Source organism: Microvirga massiliensis (assembly GCF_001006805.1).
In the GTDB taxonomy this organism is placed as follows: Bacteria; Pseudomonadota; Alphaproteobacteria; order Rhizobiales; family Beijerinckiaceae; genus Microvirga; species Microvirga massiliensis.
This window is the reverse complement of record NZ_LN811355.1, coordinates 434758-448604: the sequence shown is the minus strand read 5'-3', so window position 1 is coordinate 448604 and position 13847 is coordinate 434758. Positions and strand designations below refer to the sequence as shown.

General features: G+C 62.9%; 12 protein-coding genes. 11 read left to right on the top strand and 1 reads right to left on the bottom strand.

Annotated features, from left to right (window positions below; translation table 11 throughout):
* The first annotated feature begins 329 nt into the window (after window positions 1–329).
* The 8 genes from BN1233_RS48470 (at window position 330) to BN1233_RS20525 (ending at window position 8935) form a co-directional block, all read left to right on the top strand.
* Entirely contained in the window at window positions 330–554 is a 225-nt protein-coding gene (locus tag BN1233_RS48470; RefSeq protein WP_187144328.1) for a copper chaperone, read from the top strand.
* Between the two features lie 158 nt (window positions 555–712).
* Window positions 713–1600, top strand: coding sequence for a DUF1194 domain-containing protein (locus BN1233_RS20555; RefSeq protein ID WP_082145554.1), 888 nt, complete (start codon window positions 713–715; stop codon window positions 1598–1600).
* Window positions 1601–1778: 178 nt separating this feature from the next.
* Window positions 1779–2429, top strand: coding sequence for a cytochrome c3 family protein (locus BN1233_RS20550; RefSeq protein ID WP_046865425.1), 651 nt, complete (start codon window positions 1779–1781; stop codon window positions 2427–2429).
* Between the two features lie 5 nt (window positions 2430–2434).
* Complete coding sequence (locus BN1233_RS20545; RefSeq protein ID WP_046865424.1) at window positions 2435–5368, top strand: TAT-variant-translocated molybdopterin oxidoreductase; 2934 nt, start codon at window positions 2435–2437, stop codon at window positions 5366–5368.
* A gap of 4 nt (window positions 5369–5372) precedes the next feature.
* Window positions 5373–6683 carry an NrfD/PsrC family molybdoenzyme membrane anchor subunit gene (nrfD, locus tag BN1233_RS20540; RefSeq protein ID WP_046865423.1) on the top strand — a complete coding sequence of 437 codons (1311 nt, stop codon included), beginning with the start codon at window positions 5373–5375 and terminating at the stop codon, window positions 6681–6683.
* An 88-nt stretch (window positions 6684–6771) separates the two neighbouring features.
* Window positions 6772–7311 (top strand): DUF3341 domain-containing protein, encoded by a 540-nt coding sequence (locus BN1233_RS20535; protein WP_046865422.1) that lies wholly within the window; start codon window positions 6772–6774, stop codon window positions 7309–7311.
* Entirely contained in the window at window positions 7302–7889 is a 588-nt protein-coding gene (locus BN1233_RS20530) for a c-type cytochrome (protein WP_082145553.1), read from the top strand. The genes BN1233_RS20535 and BN1233_RS20530 overlap by 10 nt, the downstream gene beginning before the upstream one ends.
* Window positions 7886–8935, top strand: a complete 1050-nt coding sequence (locus tag BN1233_RS20525; protein WP_046865421.1) for a hypothetical protein — start codon at window positions 7886–7888, stop codon at window positions 8933–8935. Before BN1233_RS20530 ends, BN1233_RS20525 begins: the two co-directional genes overlap by 4 nt.
* Before the next feature lie 120 nt (window positions 8936–9055).
* On the opposite strand, the gene BN1233_RS43105 is transcribed toward BN1233_RS20525, so the two are convergent.
* Window positions 9056–9595 (bottom strand): c-type cytochrome, encoded by a 540-nt coding sequence (locus tag BN1233_RS43105; protein WP_052763861.1) that lies wholly within the window; start codon window positions 9593–9595, stop codon window positions 9056–9058.
* A gap of 317 nt (window positions 9596–9912) precedes the next feature.
* Here BN1233_RS43105 and coxB point away from each other — a divergent pair, with 317 nt between their 5' ends.
* The 3 genes from coxB to BN1233_RS20505 are packed head-to-tail and all read left to right on the top strand — an operon-like array spanning window position 9913 to window position 13762.
* A complete protein-coding gene (gene coxB, locus BN1233_RS20515; protein WP_244470610.1) occupies window positions 9913–10836 on the top strand; it encodes a cytochrome c oxidase subunit II in 924 nt (307 codons plus the stop codon).
* Complete coding sequence (gene ctaD, locus BN1233_RS20510) at window positions 10833–13400, top strand: cytochrome c oxidase subunit I (protein WP_046865419.1); 2568 nt, start codon at window positions 10833–10835, stop codon at window positions 13398–13400. The genes coxB and ctaD overlap by 4 nt, the downstream gene beginning before the upstream one ends.
* A gap of 2 nt (window positions 13401–13402) precedes the next feature.
* Entirely contained in the window at window positions 13403–13762 is a 360-nt protein-coding gene (locus BN1233_RS20505) for a hypothetical protein (RefSeq protein ID WP_046865418.1), read from the top strand.
* Window positions 13763–13847: the final 85 nt, after the last annotated feature.

Here is a 13847-nt window from a genome sequence, read left to right as displayed (position 1 = left end):
ATGGCGACCTTTGGCGCCCGCTCCGGGTGCCCTCAGACGAGCAGACCCTATGGGTGATCGCCAGCACCGTGAAAGGTCTTCTGAAGGTCTCCTTCGGGTCAACTTCGATCGTAGAATGGGCCCAATGAACGTCCGCTTTTCCACCTTCTTCGGACCGTCTCCACAGCCAACGGGTTTGCGGATCACCTATGAATGGACCGAGTTCCAAGTCACCTCTTGTCGTCCCCGCCTCGCGAAGTCTCCCAGGCGGCCACAGATCCGGAACTCTTTTCAGATCGATCACTTACCGAGCGTTTGGTGGTCTTTGCTGCCGAATGCCGCATTGGAGCGTGCAAACATTCCTCGCCGTGTTCGCGATGTGGCCGATCATGATGGCGGCCATGATGCTCCTGCTGTTCACTGGAGGCGTGATGAATCTGGTCGTCGTCGCCCTGCTCGCGATCGGAATCGGACTCGAGAAGCTCGCGCCCGGCGGAAGCCGGATCGCGAGGAGCCTTGGAGTCATGCTCGGGATGATCGTCTTAGGACGCTGGTCATGGAGTCGAATGCACTGACACGGGCGTAGTCTCCGAATTGGCCACTAAGCCAAGCCTCGCGGCAGCCTTGTAAATCCTTCAATCGAGGTAGGCCGAAGTCCAACCGGGTGGCTCGCGGCAGGCTTGCCGATAGGAGAGGTTATCCCACTTCAGTCCGTGATCACAGGAGGCTGCGAATGACTCGTCTGACTTGGGGAGCAGTCGCCGGATTCGTGATGTCGCTTTTGGCGTTCTCGACCACCCTTGCCGCGCAGACCGAAGGAGAGGTCGACCTTGCGCTCGTGCTGGCCGTCGACGTGTCGCGCTCAATGGACCCGGAGGAGCAGGAACTCCAGCGGCAGGGCTTCATCGAAGCGTTCCGGTCACCCCTCGTGCATGACGCTGTCCGCGCCGGTATCCTGGGGCGCATCATGCTGACCTACATGGAATGGTCGGCCGATACCTATCAGCACGTGATTGTTCCATGGACGATCATCGAAGGTGCCGATGGAGCGAATGAGTTCGCCGACCGGCTCTCGCGCGCTCCAATGGCGCGGGTATCGCGGACGTCGATCTCCGGGGCGATCGATGCAGGCGTGAAGCTCCTCAACGAGGCAGGGGTCGAGGCTCTTCGGAGGGTCATCGACATTTCAGGAGATGGGCCGAACAGCAGCGGGCGAATGGTGACGCTCGCCCGCGATGAGGCTGTCGCGAGGGGAATTACCATCAATGGGCTTCCCATCATGCTCAAGCGCCCCACCGGTTTTGGCGATATGGAAAATCTCGACCGGTACTACCACGACTGCGTGATCGGCGGCCTGGGCGCTTTCATCGTGCCCGTAAGGGAGCGCTCTCAGTTCGCCGAAGCAATCAGGACCAAGATTATCCGCGAGATTGCCATTCTGGATGATCTTTCGGCAAAACGAACCCAATTCGCTGACGAAGGTGCCTTTTCATCTCTCACGAAGGGATATTCAGCGCGTTTGGAATGGCCCCTGACCGCCCAACCGCTCATTCAGCGCACCCAGGCCGATGCTCCGATGGACTGCTCCACGCGTGGAGGCTGGCCAGGCTTCAATCCGTAATACCTGGCGACACCCCCGGCAGGAGATCGGGATTCGAATGACATAGCGGGCTCATGTGCCCGTTCTCCGGAATCGATCCAATTTCGGAACGAAGTTGCCCTGCATCGATTGATGTCGACTGCGAAGCTTCAGTTGCAGGCGTCGCCTGTGACCAGCGAGGGGCACATAGCGCGGATCCATGGCGCAACTTTTCGAGCAAAGACACACCACCATGTTTCGGGTGGGCATCGTGCTCGTGCTCCTTGCGGCCATCGGGGCCGTTATTATGGGCTACTTCTGGTCACGCTCCGGCAGCGCCTGGAACGTCGGCAAGCCGGCTCTGCAGCCGGTTCCGTTTCGGCACGATCTCCATGCCGGCTCCCTGCGCATCGACTGCCGCTATTGTCATTCCAATGTCGAGAGAACTGCCGGTGCCGGCATGCCTTCGGCCCATACCTGTATGTCGTGCCACTCCCAGGTCTGGGTCGGCGCAAGTGCGCTGGAGCCGGTTCGCTCGGCAGTGGCCTTGCAGCAGCCGATCGAGTGGACCTCCGTCCACCGCCTCCCGCCCTTCGCATTCTTCCACCATGCGGCGCACGTGACCAAGGGTGTTGCCTGTGAGACCTGCCATGGGCGCGTCGATCAAATGGCGAGAACCGTGAAGGTCCACACCCTCTCGATGGGATGGTGCCTGGACTGCCATCGTGATCCCGCGCCCCACCTCAGGCCACAAAATGCCGTCCTGGCCATGGGCTACGAGCCGCATGACCGCGATCTGCCACCCGAGGTTCGGGCTCATTACCGTTCGGAGGCCCGGCGCCTCACCAGCTGCAGCACGTGCCATCGGTAGCCGGAATGGATGAGCGGCTCTCCCTTGACCTCGATGCCATCCGAACACGCCTTCGGGGAGAGCATGGTGCAAGGCTGTGGCGCAGTCTCGAGGAGTTGGCGGAACACCCCTCGGTGCGCCGGCACATCGAGGCGGAATTTCCCGACATCATGCGATCGGGCGCGGTCGACCGGCGCACGCTGTTGAGCCTCATGGGGGCCTCGCTCGCCCTCGGTGGGCTGGCTGCCTGCAACTCGGAAGAGGGCGGCGCAGACCGGCCTCTCTTCTCACAGGCCTACAACTCGCCCTTCTATACGCCGGGTGTCCCCGCGGTTTTCGCCACCTCCATGGAGTTGAACGGCTACGGCCGCGGCGTGCTCGTCAGGGCCCAGGAGGGGCGCCCGATCAAGATCGACGGCAACCCGCTCCACCCGGCGAGCGGCGGGGCAACGGATGTCTTTGCGCAAGCCGAGATCCTCTCGCTCTACGACCCGGACCGATCCGTTGCACCGCTGCAAGAGGGAAGCGAGCGGCCTTGGGAAGCTGTGACGCCTTTTGCCCGGAGGCTGTCCGACGAGCTTCTGTCGGACGGAGGAAGTGGCCTCCATGTGCTCCTGCCGCCGACAACGTCGCCAACGCTCAACCGCATCATTTCCGCTGCCCAGGAACGGCTCCCGGGCTCGCGCTGGCATCGCTTCTCGCCGATCGACGAGGACAATCGCCGCGCCGGTGCCGCCCTGGCATTCGGGCGGGCGCTCGATCCCGTGTACGATCTCGGCCAGGCAGACGTCATCGTCACGCTAGGGGGCGACCTCTTCCTCGAGGAGCCCGGCCATCTCCGTTACGCTTCGGACTATCAGGCACGGCGGCGCGCGCCGAATCGGGACCTGCCGTTCCTCGCTGCCGTGGAGAGCCGCCCGGGTCTCGTTGGGGCACGCGCAGACGAGCGAGTGGTGCTCCGTCCACGCGAGTTCGAACCATTCGCCCATGGCCTCGCAGCAGCGCTCGACGGGACAACCCCTCCGGCCGAGACACACCCGAGCGTCGAGAAGCTCGCCGCACGGCTGCGCCAAGCCGGGGCCCGCGGCCTCGTCACGGCCGGTCTTGAACAGCCCGCACGGGTCCATGCCCTGGCATTCTCGATCAATGCCCGGATCGGTGCCTTTGGCACGACCATTCGCATGATCGAACCGGTGCGGCTTGCCGCCGGGGAAGTCGGGTCGCTCGCGAGCCTTGCCGAGGACATGGCAGGAGGGCGTGTCTCGCGCCTGCTCATTCTCGCGGAAAATCCGGTCTATACCGCTCCCGCCGACCTCGAATTCGCGTCGCTGCTGCAACGCGTGCCGCTCTCGATCCATCTGGGCTACCGGCGAGACGAGACGGCTGTGCTGTCGCGTTGGCACATACCCGAGTGCCACCGTCTGGAGAGTTGGGGTGACCTGCGCGCGTTCGACGGAACGGTCGGTCTCTGCCAGCCCGCGACGGTGAAGCTCAAGCCCGGGATGACAGCGGAAGAGCTTCTTGGAACGATGCTTGGAGATCCGGCCGACGGCTACGCGATTGTCCAAGCTGTCTGGCACGAGCGCTGGGGCGAGGTTTTCGAGGAAAACTGGAACCGTGCACTGGAGCGCGGCATCGTGGAGAACTCCGCGTCTCCCCCCGTGGACGTCGAGGTGCGTCGTGATTGGGACGCGGAATCGAGCCCGGCGGCATCCGCCGGGTCGATCGATATCCTGTTCTCCCCGGACCCGTCCATCTGGGACGGACGCTTCGCCAACAATGGCTGGCTTCAGGAACTCCCGAAGCCCCTGACGAAGCAGGTTTGGGGGAATGCAGCCCTGATTGCCCCGGAGACTGCCGCCACTCTCGGCCTTTCGACCGGTGATGCGGTCGATCTTACGGTCGACGGGCGAGCGGTCCGGGCACCCGTCTGGGTGCTCCCCGGGCACGCTCCCGACACCGTGACGCTTCCGCTCGGCTATGGCCGCACGCGCGCCGGCTCCATCGGCACCGGAATCGGGTTCGACGCCTACTCGGTCAGGACAAGCCGGCAGCCCTGGATCACACGCGGTGAGGTAAAGACCGCGGGAGAGAGAATCCCGGTCATCTCGACGCAACTCCACCATGCTCTTCAAGGGCACGACATCGTGCGGGTCGTGGGTCCGGGCATGTCGGCGAGCGACCCATCGGAGCCTCGCCCCTCGGTCTACCCCGAATGGGAGTACGAGGGCCATGCATGGGGAATGGCGATCGATCTCGATGCCTGCATCGGATGCAATGCGTGCGTCATCGGATGTCAGGCGGAGAACAACATTGCGATCGTAGGCCCGGAGGAGGCCGCACGTGGTCGCGAGATGCACTGGCTTCGCATCGACCGCTACTATGCGGGCGATCCTGCGGAGCCCGAGACCTATTTCCAGCCCGTCCCCTGCATGCACTGCGAGAAGGCGCCTTGCGAGATCGTCTGCCCCGTCAATGCCACGGTGCATTCGGCAGATGGGCTCAACGACATGGTCTACAACCGGTGCATCGGCACGCGCACCTGTTCCAACAACTGTCCGTACAAGGTGCGGCGTTTCAATTTCTTCAGCTATCAGAACGCCGGTTACGCTCCTTCGCGCCAAGCCATGAATCCGCATGTCACGATCCGTGAGCGCGGCGTCATGGAGAAATGCACGTTCTGCGTCCAACGGATCAGTGCGGCTCGGATCGACGCTCGGATCGAAGGCCGCCCAGTGCGCGACGGCGAGGTCGTCACGGCCTGCCAGCAGGCTTGCCCGACCCAGGCAATCGTCTTCGGCGATATCAACGATCCCGAGAGCGCCGTCAGCCGGCTGAAGAGCTCACCCCGCAACTACGCCCTGCTCGGCGACCTCAACACGCAGCCCCGCACGACCTATCTCGCACGCATCGAGGCGGGATCAGGCGACTTGGCGCCTGCAGCTCCGGATGAGGACTGACGCCATGCCGACGGAGAGGCCAACCTCGACCAGCCCTGTTGCGGCAGTGGCGCTCTCTCCGCGTTTCGGACCGACGTGGTGGATTTCACTCCTCCTCGCCGGTGCGCTCGTGCTTCTCCTCGCCTACACGCTCGTCACCGTCTCGGCGATCGGAATTGGCATCTGGGGAGTGAATATCCCATTCGTATGGGGATTCGATCTCATCAATTACGCATGGTGGATCGGCATCGCGAACGGTGCGAGCCTCTTCGCCGCCGTCCTCGTCCTGCGTCGGCACGACCTGCGCACCTCCGTCAACCGTTTCGCCGAAGGCGCCGCATTCTTTGCCGTGATCTGCGCCGGGATTTTCCCGATCTTTCATCTCGGGCGGCCTTGGCTCTTCTACTGGACCTTCCCGTATCCCGCGACCTACGAGGTCTGGCCGCAGTTTCGAAGCACGCTCACCTGGGATTTCTGGGCGATCAGTACGCATGCGATCATCACGAGCCTGCTGTGGTACGTCGGTCTGATCCCCGATCTCGCAACGCTTCGCGACAGCGCACCGCGCAGATCCGTGAAGCGGATCTACGGGTTTTTCGCACTCGGCTGGCGTGGGTCGATCCGCCACTGGAGCTATCATCAGCGGGCCTATCGCCTCGTCGCAATCCTCATCTTGCCGCTGATCCTCGTGATGCAGAGCACCGTGGCCTTCGAGTTCGCGGTAACGCTCGTCCCCGACTGGCATGAGACCCGACAGCCGCTGCACTTCGTGGCCACGGGTCTGGCGCAGGGTCTCTCGATCGTACTTCTGGTCGCAGTCCTCATTCGCTGGGGCCTCCGGCTCGGGCGCTACATCGATGACGGGGATCTGGATCTGCTTGGAAAGCTGGTTCTCGCGAGCGCCCTCGTGATCGGCTACCTCTACCTCGACGAGATTGCCGCTGCCTTGGCTTCGAATGCTATCACGCGCGACGCGACCTTCAACCGGATCACTGGTGAATATGCAGCCCTCTACTGGGGCGCCGTCGTTTTCAGTGTCGTTGTTCCGCAACTGTTCTGGATGAGTTCCGCGCGCCGGAGCGTCATTGCCGGTGTCTTCGTAGCGGTGGCGATCGGCACAGGGGTATGGCTCGACCGGTCGTCGATCATCGTGGGTGGGCTCCAGAGCGATTACTTGCCGAGCATTTGGCGAAGCTACAGGCCGACTTTCCCCGAATGGAGCCTGTTCGTCGGCACTCTGGGGCTGTTTGCTGCTCTCCTGCTCCTGTTCGTCCGGTATCTCCCCGTCGTTTCCATGTTCGAAACGCGTCACGACGAACATCTGGAGAAGACGTGATGGAAGAGTTCGCCTCGCTGATCATCAGGATGGCATTGGCGGAAGCCACCCCCGAGGGGTGCGGCCACGAGCGCCGGGACCGCACCTGATGGCGGATCGTCTCTATGGCATCGTTGCGGAATTCGCAGAACCAGAGGCTCTGACAAGGGCTGTGTCGGCGGCAACTCAGGCAGGCTATTCCAGGCTCGACGCCTTCAGTCCGTTCCCGATGCGTGACGTCGCCAGGGAACTCGGTGCCCGCACGACCGCCATCCCGTGGATCGCCGTGCTCGCCGGGCTGACGGGGGCCGTCGTTCAGTACGGCTCACAGTACTGGATGAACGTCATCGATTATCCCATCAATGTCGGCGGGCGCCCGCTCCACAGCTGGCCCGCCTTCATCCCCGCGACGATCATCGTTGCCATCCTGTGGGCGGGTCTCGCAACTCTCCTCGGCCTGCTGCTGATCCTGCGGTTGCCGCAACTTCATCATCCGCTCTTTGGAGTCCCGGACTTCGACCGGGTGTCGAATGATGCATTCTTTCTCTGCATTCTGAGCGATGATCCTCTTTTCGACAGGCAAGCGGCCCGGAATTTCCTCGAGACCCTTTCTCCGCGCGCCGTTCGAGAGGTACCTGCATGCGACTAGGGCATCGTTCGGCAGGTCCGGTCTGTACTCTCGGGGAAAGGACCGGTGCGACCCGAAGCAGTGTCCTCCCACCGCGAGGTTCCGCTGCTCCGGTTGTACTTCTGCTTGGACTAGGCCTCCTCGGCGGCTGCGACTCCGCCACCGAGAACACCAGGGACATCTCGTCGACGCGTGTGATCCAGCGCGCCTACGTGCCGGTTCCTCCCGGAACGGTGCCCAGAGGCACGAGACAGCGTGAGGCGGCCCTGTCGCCTCCCGGACCGGAGGTGACGCCAGATCTCATCCGTCGCGGCGAGGAGCGGTTTCTGGTGTTCTGCTCTCCGTGCCACGGCGACAAGGGTCGAGGAGACGGAACGGTGACGGCACACGGGTTTCCCACGCCGCCCTCTTATCATCAGGAGCGGTTGCGCGCGCTCTCGCCCGACCAGATCGTTACGGTCATCACCCACGGCATGGGCCGGATGTATTCTTACGCGGACCGCGTGGAGCCGCAGGATCGCTGGGCCATTGCCCATTACGTGAAGCTCCTACAAGCCCAGGGGGCAGACGCAGATGCGGCCAGGGATGTCGTTCGATGAGCGGATCCACGCCGATCTCCTCCGTGTCGACTCGGCACTGGCTGTTCCTCGCGCTGGCAGCACTCGTGCCCAGCGCGATCGTCGTTGTCCTCGGCCCGGTGCCGCTCGAACCGCTGTATTTCGTCTTCCTCCTCGGGGCCGGCATTGCGATGGGAAGCCTCGGGCTATTGATGATCGGCCACTTCATGAACGAGCAATGGCTTGCCCCCGTCCGGACCGAGGCGGAGGCCGCCGCTCTGACGATGCCGCTCATCCTCCTCCTGGGGCTTCCACTCGCATGCGGCCTGGATCAGCTCTTCCCATGGGCGGATGGAAGGGTGGAGCTTCGACTGCAGCAGCAGGAGTTTCTGAATCCCGGATTTTTTCTCGCGCGAAGCGTACTCTACCTCGTGGGTAGCAGCTTGATCGCCCTCTGGCTCGTTCGAACCCGAAATTCGCGCCGCGTCAGCATGATCGGGCTGGCATTGCTGACGCCGATCGTCACGTTCGCGGCTTACGACTGGGTCATGTCCCGCGATCCGCAATGGTCGTCGAGCCTCTTCGGGTTCGCGTTCGCGATCAATCAACTTCTCGCCGCCCTCGCGGGCACCATTCTCGTGACCTTGCTGCGCCTGGAGCGCACCACGACTGCCCGGATGTTGAGCCTCGAGAGGGCGCTCCTCACGCTCGCCTTGCTGACCATCTGGACTTGGTTCGGACAGTTCATCATCGTCTGGCTCGCCAATCTACCCGATGAGGTCGCGTGGTATCTCAGACGCTCTGCCGAGAGCAGTCTCGCTCTCCTTGGCTTCGCCTACGCGGCGGTGATCATCGCGGTGATCATTCTTGTTCCGACGGGCGTTCAGCGCTGGACGATGATCCTCGGAAGCGCCCTCGTGCTGGCCTATCACCTGATGCACATGGCCTGGGTCGTGCAGCCGGCTGTGCACCTGTCATGGCAGGAGATAGGACTTGCCGTGGTAGCAGTCATCATCTGGGCCGTCGCCTATGGCGTGCTCGTTCGCGCTCTTCCGCAATATGACGCGGAGAGCCTGCGCGAGGTTTAGAGATGAGCCCCGTCAGGATCCCGATCGTGTGGTTTCCTGAGGTTCGAGAACCCGGGAGTTCGAGGCGGTGAGCGAGACCGGCTTTGCGCCGCGATAAGGGAGAGTGAACTCGGCACAGGGTCAATTCTGTTCGGAGCCCGGAACGGGAGCGATGCGGCGCGTACGAGGCTCGAATTCGGAAATTCTCATCGGGCGATCCGCAGCTTTCGCAGCCGGCGGCAGACGTTCGGCCACCCGCAGGGCGAGAGACGGATCCGGTGGCCAGACCTCCGCTCCCGAAACGCCGAGCGTATAGAGATAGGACGCGATGTGACGGGCCTCTTTCTCGCTAACGCCAAGCGCAGGCATTCCCGTCCTCGGATCGAGCGCGATGGGATCGATGATCCAGGCCACCAGATTGCGTGGCGTGTTCGGAATTATCCCTGCAAGGAGATGGCGCTGGGCATAGTCGTCGAGCGGGGGGCCGACCCGTCCTCGCGCTCCTTCGATGCCATCGATGACGTGGCACGTGCCGCAGCCGTATGCCTGAATCAGCCTCCGCCCCTGCTGCGGATCACCACCTTCGATCCGGAGTCTATCCTGGGGCCGAGGAGACTCGTTGCACGCGACGAGGCTCGTCAGGGCAGCGAAAATCAGAGTGGGGAGGGCAGGGTGGATCATGCGCCTGTCTTCAGAACGACCGCCGTGGAAACGGACGGCACAATGCAGCGTTCCGCACGCTGTCCTGCCAGAAGCCGCGCAGCATGGAGAGGCAGGTCGATCTCATGATGGCTGCACACATGGATCCTTTTGCCGATCCAGCAGGGAACATTCGCACATAGCCAAGGTTTCCCGTGCGGGAAACGGCGCTAATCTAGGGCGGGATGGATTTGGAATCGAACCGACTCCGCCCACCACGAGGGCTAGACCCACCCGCATCGTACCGCTGGGCGCGTGTGCTCGTCCCCGTTCTCCCTTTGCTTGCCGGCTGCAGCGGCGTGCAATCCGCCCTCGATCCGGCCAGCCCCGATGCAGGCCGCATCTATCTCCTGACAATCGTGATGACGGGGGGAGGCGTCCTGATCTTCATTGGCGTCACGGTGCTCCTCCTCTATGCGATCTTCGCGCGCCCGGAACGACGAGCCTGGCTCGGGACCAGGCGGACAGTCGTGATCGGTGGGCTCGCTTTCCCAATCGTGACGCTGACCGCGCTCTTTCCCTACGGGCTCGTCGTGCTCCGGAACACGGATGTGCCGGTGCCCGGCGCACTCCGGATCGAAGTCGTCGGCGAACAGTATTGGTGGCGAGTGCGCTATGGTGCCGATGGCGATGCGCCGGAATTCACGACGGCGAACGAGATCCGGGTCCCGGTCGGGAGGCCTGTTTCCGTTTCGGTGACGTCCGCTGACGTGATCCATAGCTTCTGGATCCCGAATTTCGGCGGCAAAATCGACATGATCCCCGGCCGCATCAATCACCTGCACTTTACGGCGGAGCGTCTCGGCACTTACCGGGGGGTATGCGCCGAGTATTGCGGCGCCCAGCACGCGCGCATGGCCTTCGACATGCTCGTCGTGGGACCCGAGGAATTCGCGGCCTGGCGCAAAGCCCAGGCTGCGCCCGCCGCAGCGCCCGGAAATCCTTTTCTCGCGCGGGGCCGCGAGCTGTTCCGGCAGGGCGGGTGCGGCACTTGTCATGCCATCCGGGGAACCGAGGCAGACGGACAACTCGGCCCGGATCTCACGCATGTGGGGAGCAGGCCGACGCTCGGCGCCGGCCAGTTTCCCAACAACGTCGGAACGCTCGGAGGCTGGATCTCGAACCCGCAGCAGCTCAAGCCGGGGGTCCGGATGCCATCCTATGGCGGCTTCCAGGGTGAAGACCTGCGTGCTCTCGCGGGCTATCTGGAGAGCCTCAAGTGAACATACCCCACCAGCCAAAGGCTTTTCGGAAGGAACCGTCTGAGCTTCCGAATGCGCTGCCCCGGCCGGAGGGCGAGTTCGAGGCCCTGAAGAAGACCTGGCGCGAGCCGCGCGGGATCAGTCTCATCACCGCGGTCAACAACACCTATGTGGGATTGTGGTACATCGGAACCGCGCTGCTCTTCTTCCTGCTGGCGGGAATTCTCGCGCTCATCATGCGCGCACAGTTAGCCGGCCCGGAGAGCGACCTCATCAGCCACGATCTCTACAACCAGCTCTTCACCATGCACGGCACGGTGATGATGTTCCTCTTCGCCGTTCCTGCGGTCGAGGCGGCGAGCGTCTATCTTCTCCCGAACATGCAGGCCGCGCGAGACCTGCCGTTTCCGCGACTGTCGGCCTATGCCTTCTGGGCGTATTTCGTCGGCGGCCTCGTGTTCTTCACGACGATCTTCTATGGCCTGGCGCCCGATGGCGGTTGGTTCATGTATCCGCCGCTCACGAGCACCAAATACTCTCCTGCCGACAATGCGGATTGGTGGCTTCTCGGGATCGGCTTCATCGAGATCTCGGCGATTGCGGGTGCGATCGAAATCATTGTCGGCGTCATGAAAACCCGCGCCGTGGGGATGAGCCTCGACAAGCTGCCGGTCTATTCCTGGGCGATGCTCGTCTTTGCAGGGATGATCGTGATCGGGTTTCCGGCGATCATTCTCGGAACATTGCTGCTCGAGCTGGAGCGCGCCTTCGACTGGCCTTTCTTCATCGTGGAGCGGGGTGGTGATCCGCTCCTGTGGCAGCACCTGTTCTGGTTCTTCGGGCATCCTGAAGTCTACATCATCTTCCTGCCGGCTGCCGGCATGGTTTCGATGATCGTTCCCGCGATGGCCCAGACGCCGCTCGTGGGATACCGGCTTGTGGTGCTCGCATTGATTGCAACCGGATTTCTGTCCTTCGGCCTGTGGGTTCACCACATGTTCACCACTGGGCTGCCGAAGATGTCGTTGAGCTTCTTCTCCGCGGCAAGCACAGCAGTTGCGGTGCCGAGCGGGATCCAGGTCTTCGCATGGATCGCCACGATCGCATCCGGACGGATGAAGCTGACGACTCCCTCACTCTTCGTGATCGGCTTCCTCTTTATCTTCACGCTCGGGGGGCTGACGGGCGTGATGGTCGCCATGACGCCGTTCGACTGGCAGGCGCACGACACCTACTTCGTCGTTGCACACCTTCATTACGTGCTCATCGGCGGCATGGTGTTCCCGTTCTTCGCCGCGATGTATTATTGGATGCCGGCCGCGAGCAAGCGGCCCTTGTCGGAGCGTCTGGGCCGCTGGGTCTTCGCTCTGATGTTTCTCGGCGTGAATGTGACATTCCTGCCGATGCACATCACCGGCCTGATCGGAATGCCGCGGCGGGTCTATACCTACCCGGTCGGAATGGGATGGGACGAATTGAATCTCGTCTCGACGATCGGCGCATTCATGATCGCTGCCGGTGTCGCTCTCTTCCTTTATGACATGGTGCGCAACTTTCGGCCTGCTACCGAAGACAATGCCGGCAATGTTTGGAATGCGGGCACGCTCGAGTGGCTTCCCAATGGGAACTACAATTCGCGCAGCATCCCGTTGGTCCTCAGCCGCGAGCCGCTCTGGGATCAGCCGAACCTTTCACGGGATGTCGCGGACGGAGGCTATTATATGCCTGGCACCGCGACAGGGGGCCGGGAGGCGCTCGTCACGAGTCCGTTCGATGCGCGCCCGCAATACATCCTCCAGATCCCGGGCCCTGGATGGTCACCACTGCTCGCTGCGGTGTTCACGGCCGGCTTCTTTCTTCTATTGACCGTCAAGCTGATCTTCCTGGCGCTGGCGTCCGGCATCGCTGCAATTGCTTCCGTGCTTCTGTGGCTTTGGGAAACCGATCCCGGTCCGGTGCGTCCTCCTGCCGATATCGGAGGCGGCTACAAGCTGCCGGTCTATATGACCGGACCGGCGAATCACTCCTGGTGGGGAGTGATCGTTCTGCTGGTCGTTTGCGGGATGATATTCACCTGCCTCGTCTTCTCCTATCTGTTCCTCTGGCTCGTGAATCCGCGTTACTGGCCGCCGGATGGAACCCGACTGACGGATCTGGTCTGGCCGTTCATCTCCGCGACCCTGTACATCTCGGGGGCAGGTCTCGTGATGTGGGCGAGCCGCCAGCTCAGGGGAGAAGACCGGCGGAGCCCGCGTTCCTTCCCCATCCTGATCGCGGTCGCACTGACGCTCACGCTCGGCGCGCTGGCAGTCGACCTCTCGGCGCATTGGAACACCGGCTTGAGCCCGAAGGTGCATGCCTATGGTGCAGCGGTGTACGGCCTGATTTCGCTACAGGGCCTACTCGTGGGTGTGACCTTCATCATGGGACTCTACACGATCGCGCGGTGGCTCGCAGGCAAACTCGACAGCGTCCGGCGGTCGACATTCGATAACGTGATGCTGTTCTGGGCCTACACGGCAGGGCAGGGGCTCGTTCAGATTCTCGTCATCTATGGCTTTCCGCGCGTTATCGGAGGGAACTGAAGGTGACGGCGCGCCGGTTCGGGCAGGTCGCCGTGATGCTGGGAGGCCTCCTGGCATGGGCCGTCCAGTTCACGATCCTCTACGGCGTGACATCGGTATCCTGCGGGCTCGAACGAGCGGATCAGACGCTTTTCGGTTTTCGGCTGATCCCGGCTGTCATCGTTCTCACGACGATAGCAGCCCTCGTGGTGACGTCGGGAATTCTGGCGCTGTCGGTCGCGCGCTACCGCCGCCTGAGCGCCGAAGCAGGCTCCGAAACCGATCGTTTCCTGAGCCACTCGGCCATTCTCGTCAGCGGGCTTTCGCTCGTGGCGATCGCTTGGCACGGGGTGCCAGCGTTCCTTCTTCCTTCTTGTAGTTGATGGGATTCGGCGCAGACTCTCCGAGGTCAATCCTGCTGGGTCCTCTGTGTCATTGCGAGCCGGAGGCGAAGCAATCTACCCGTCG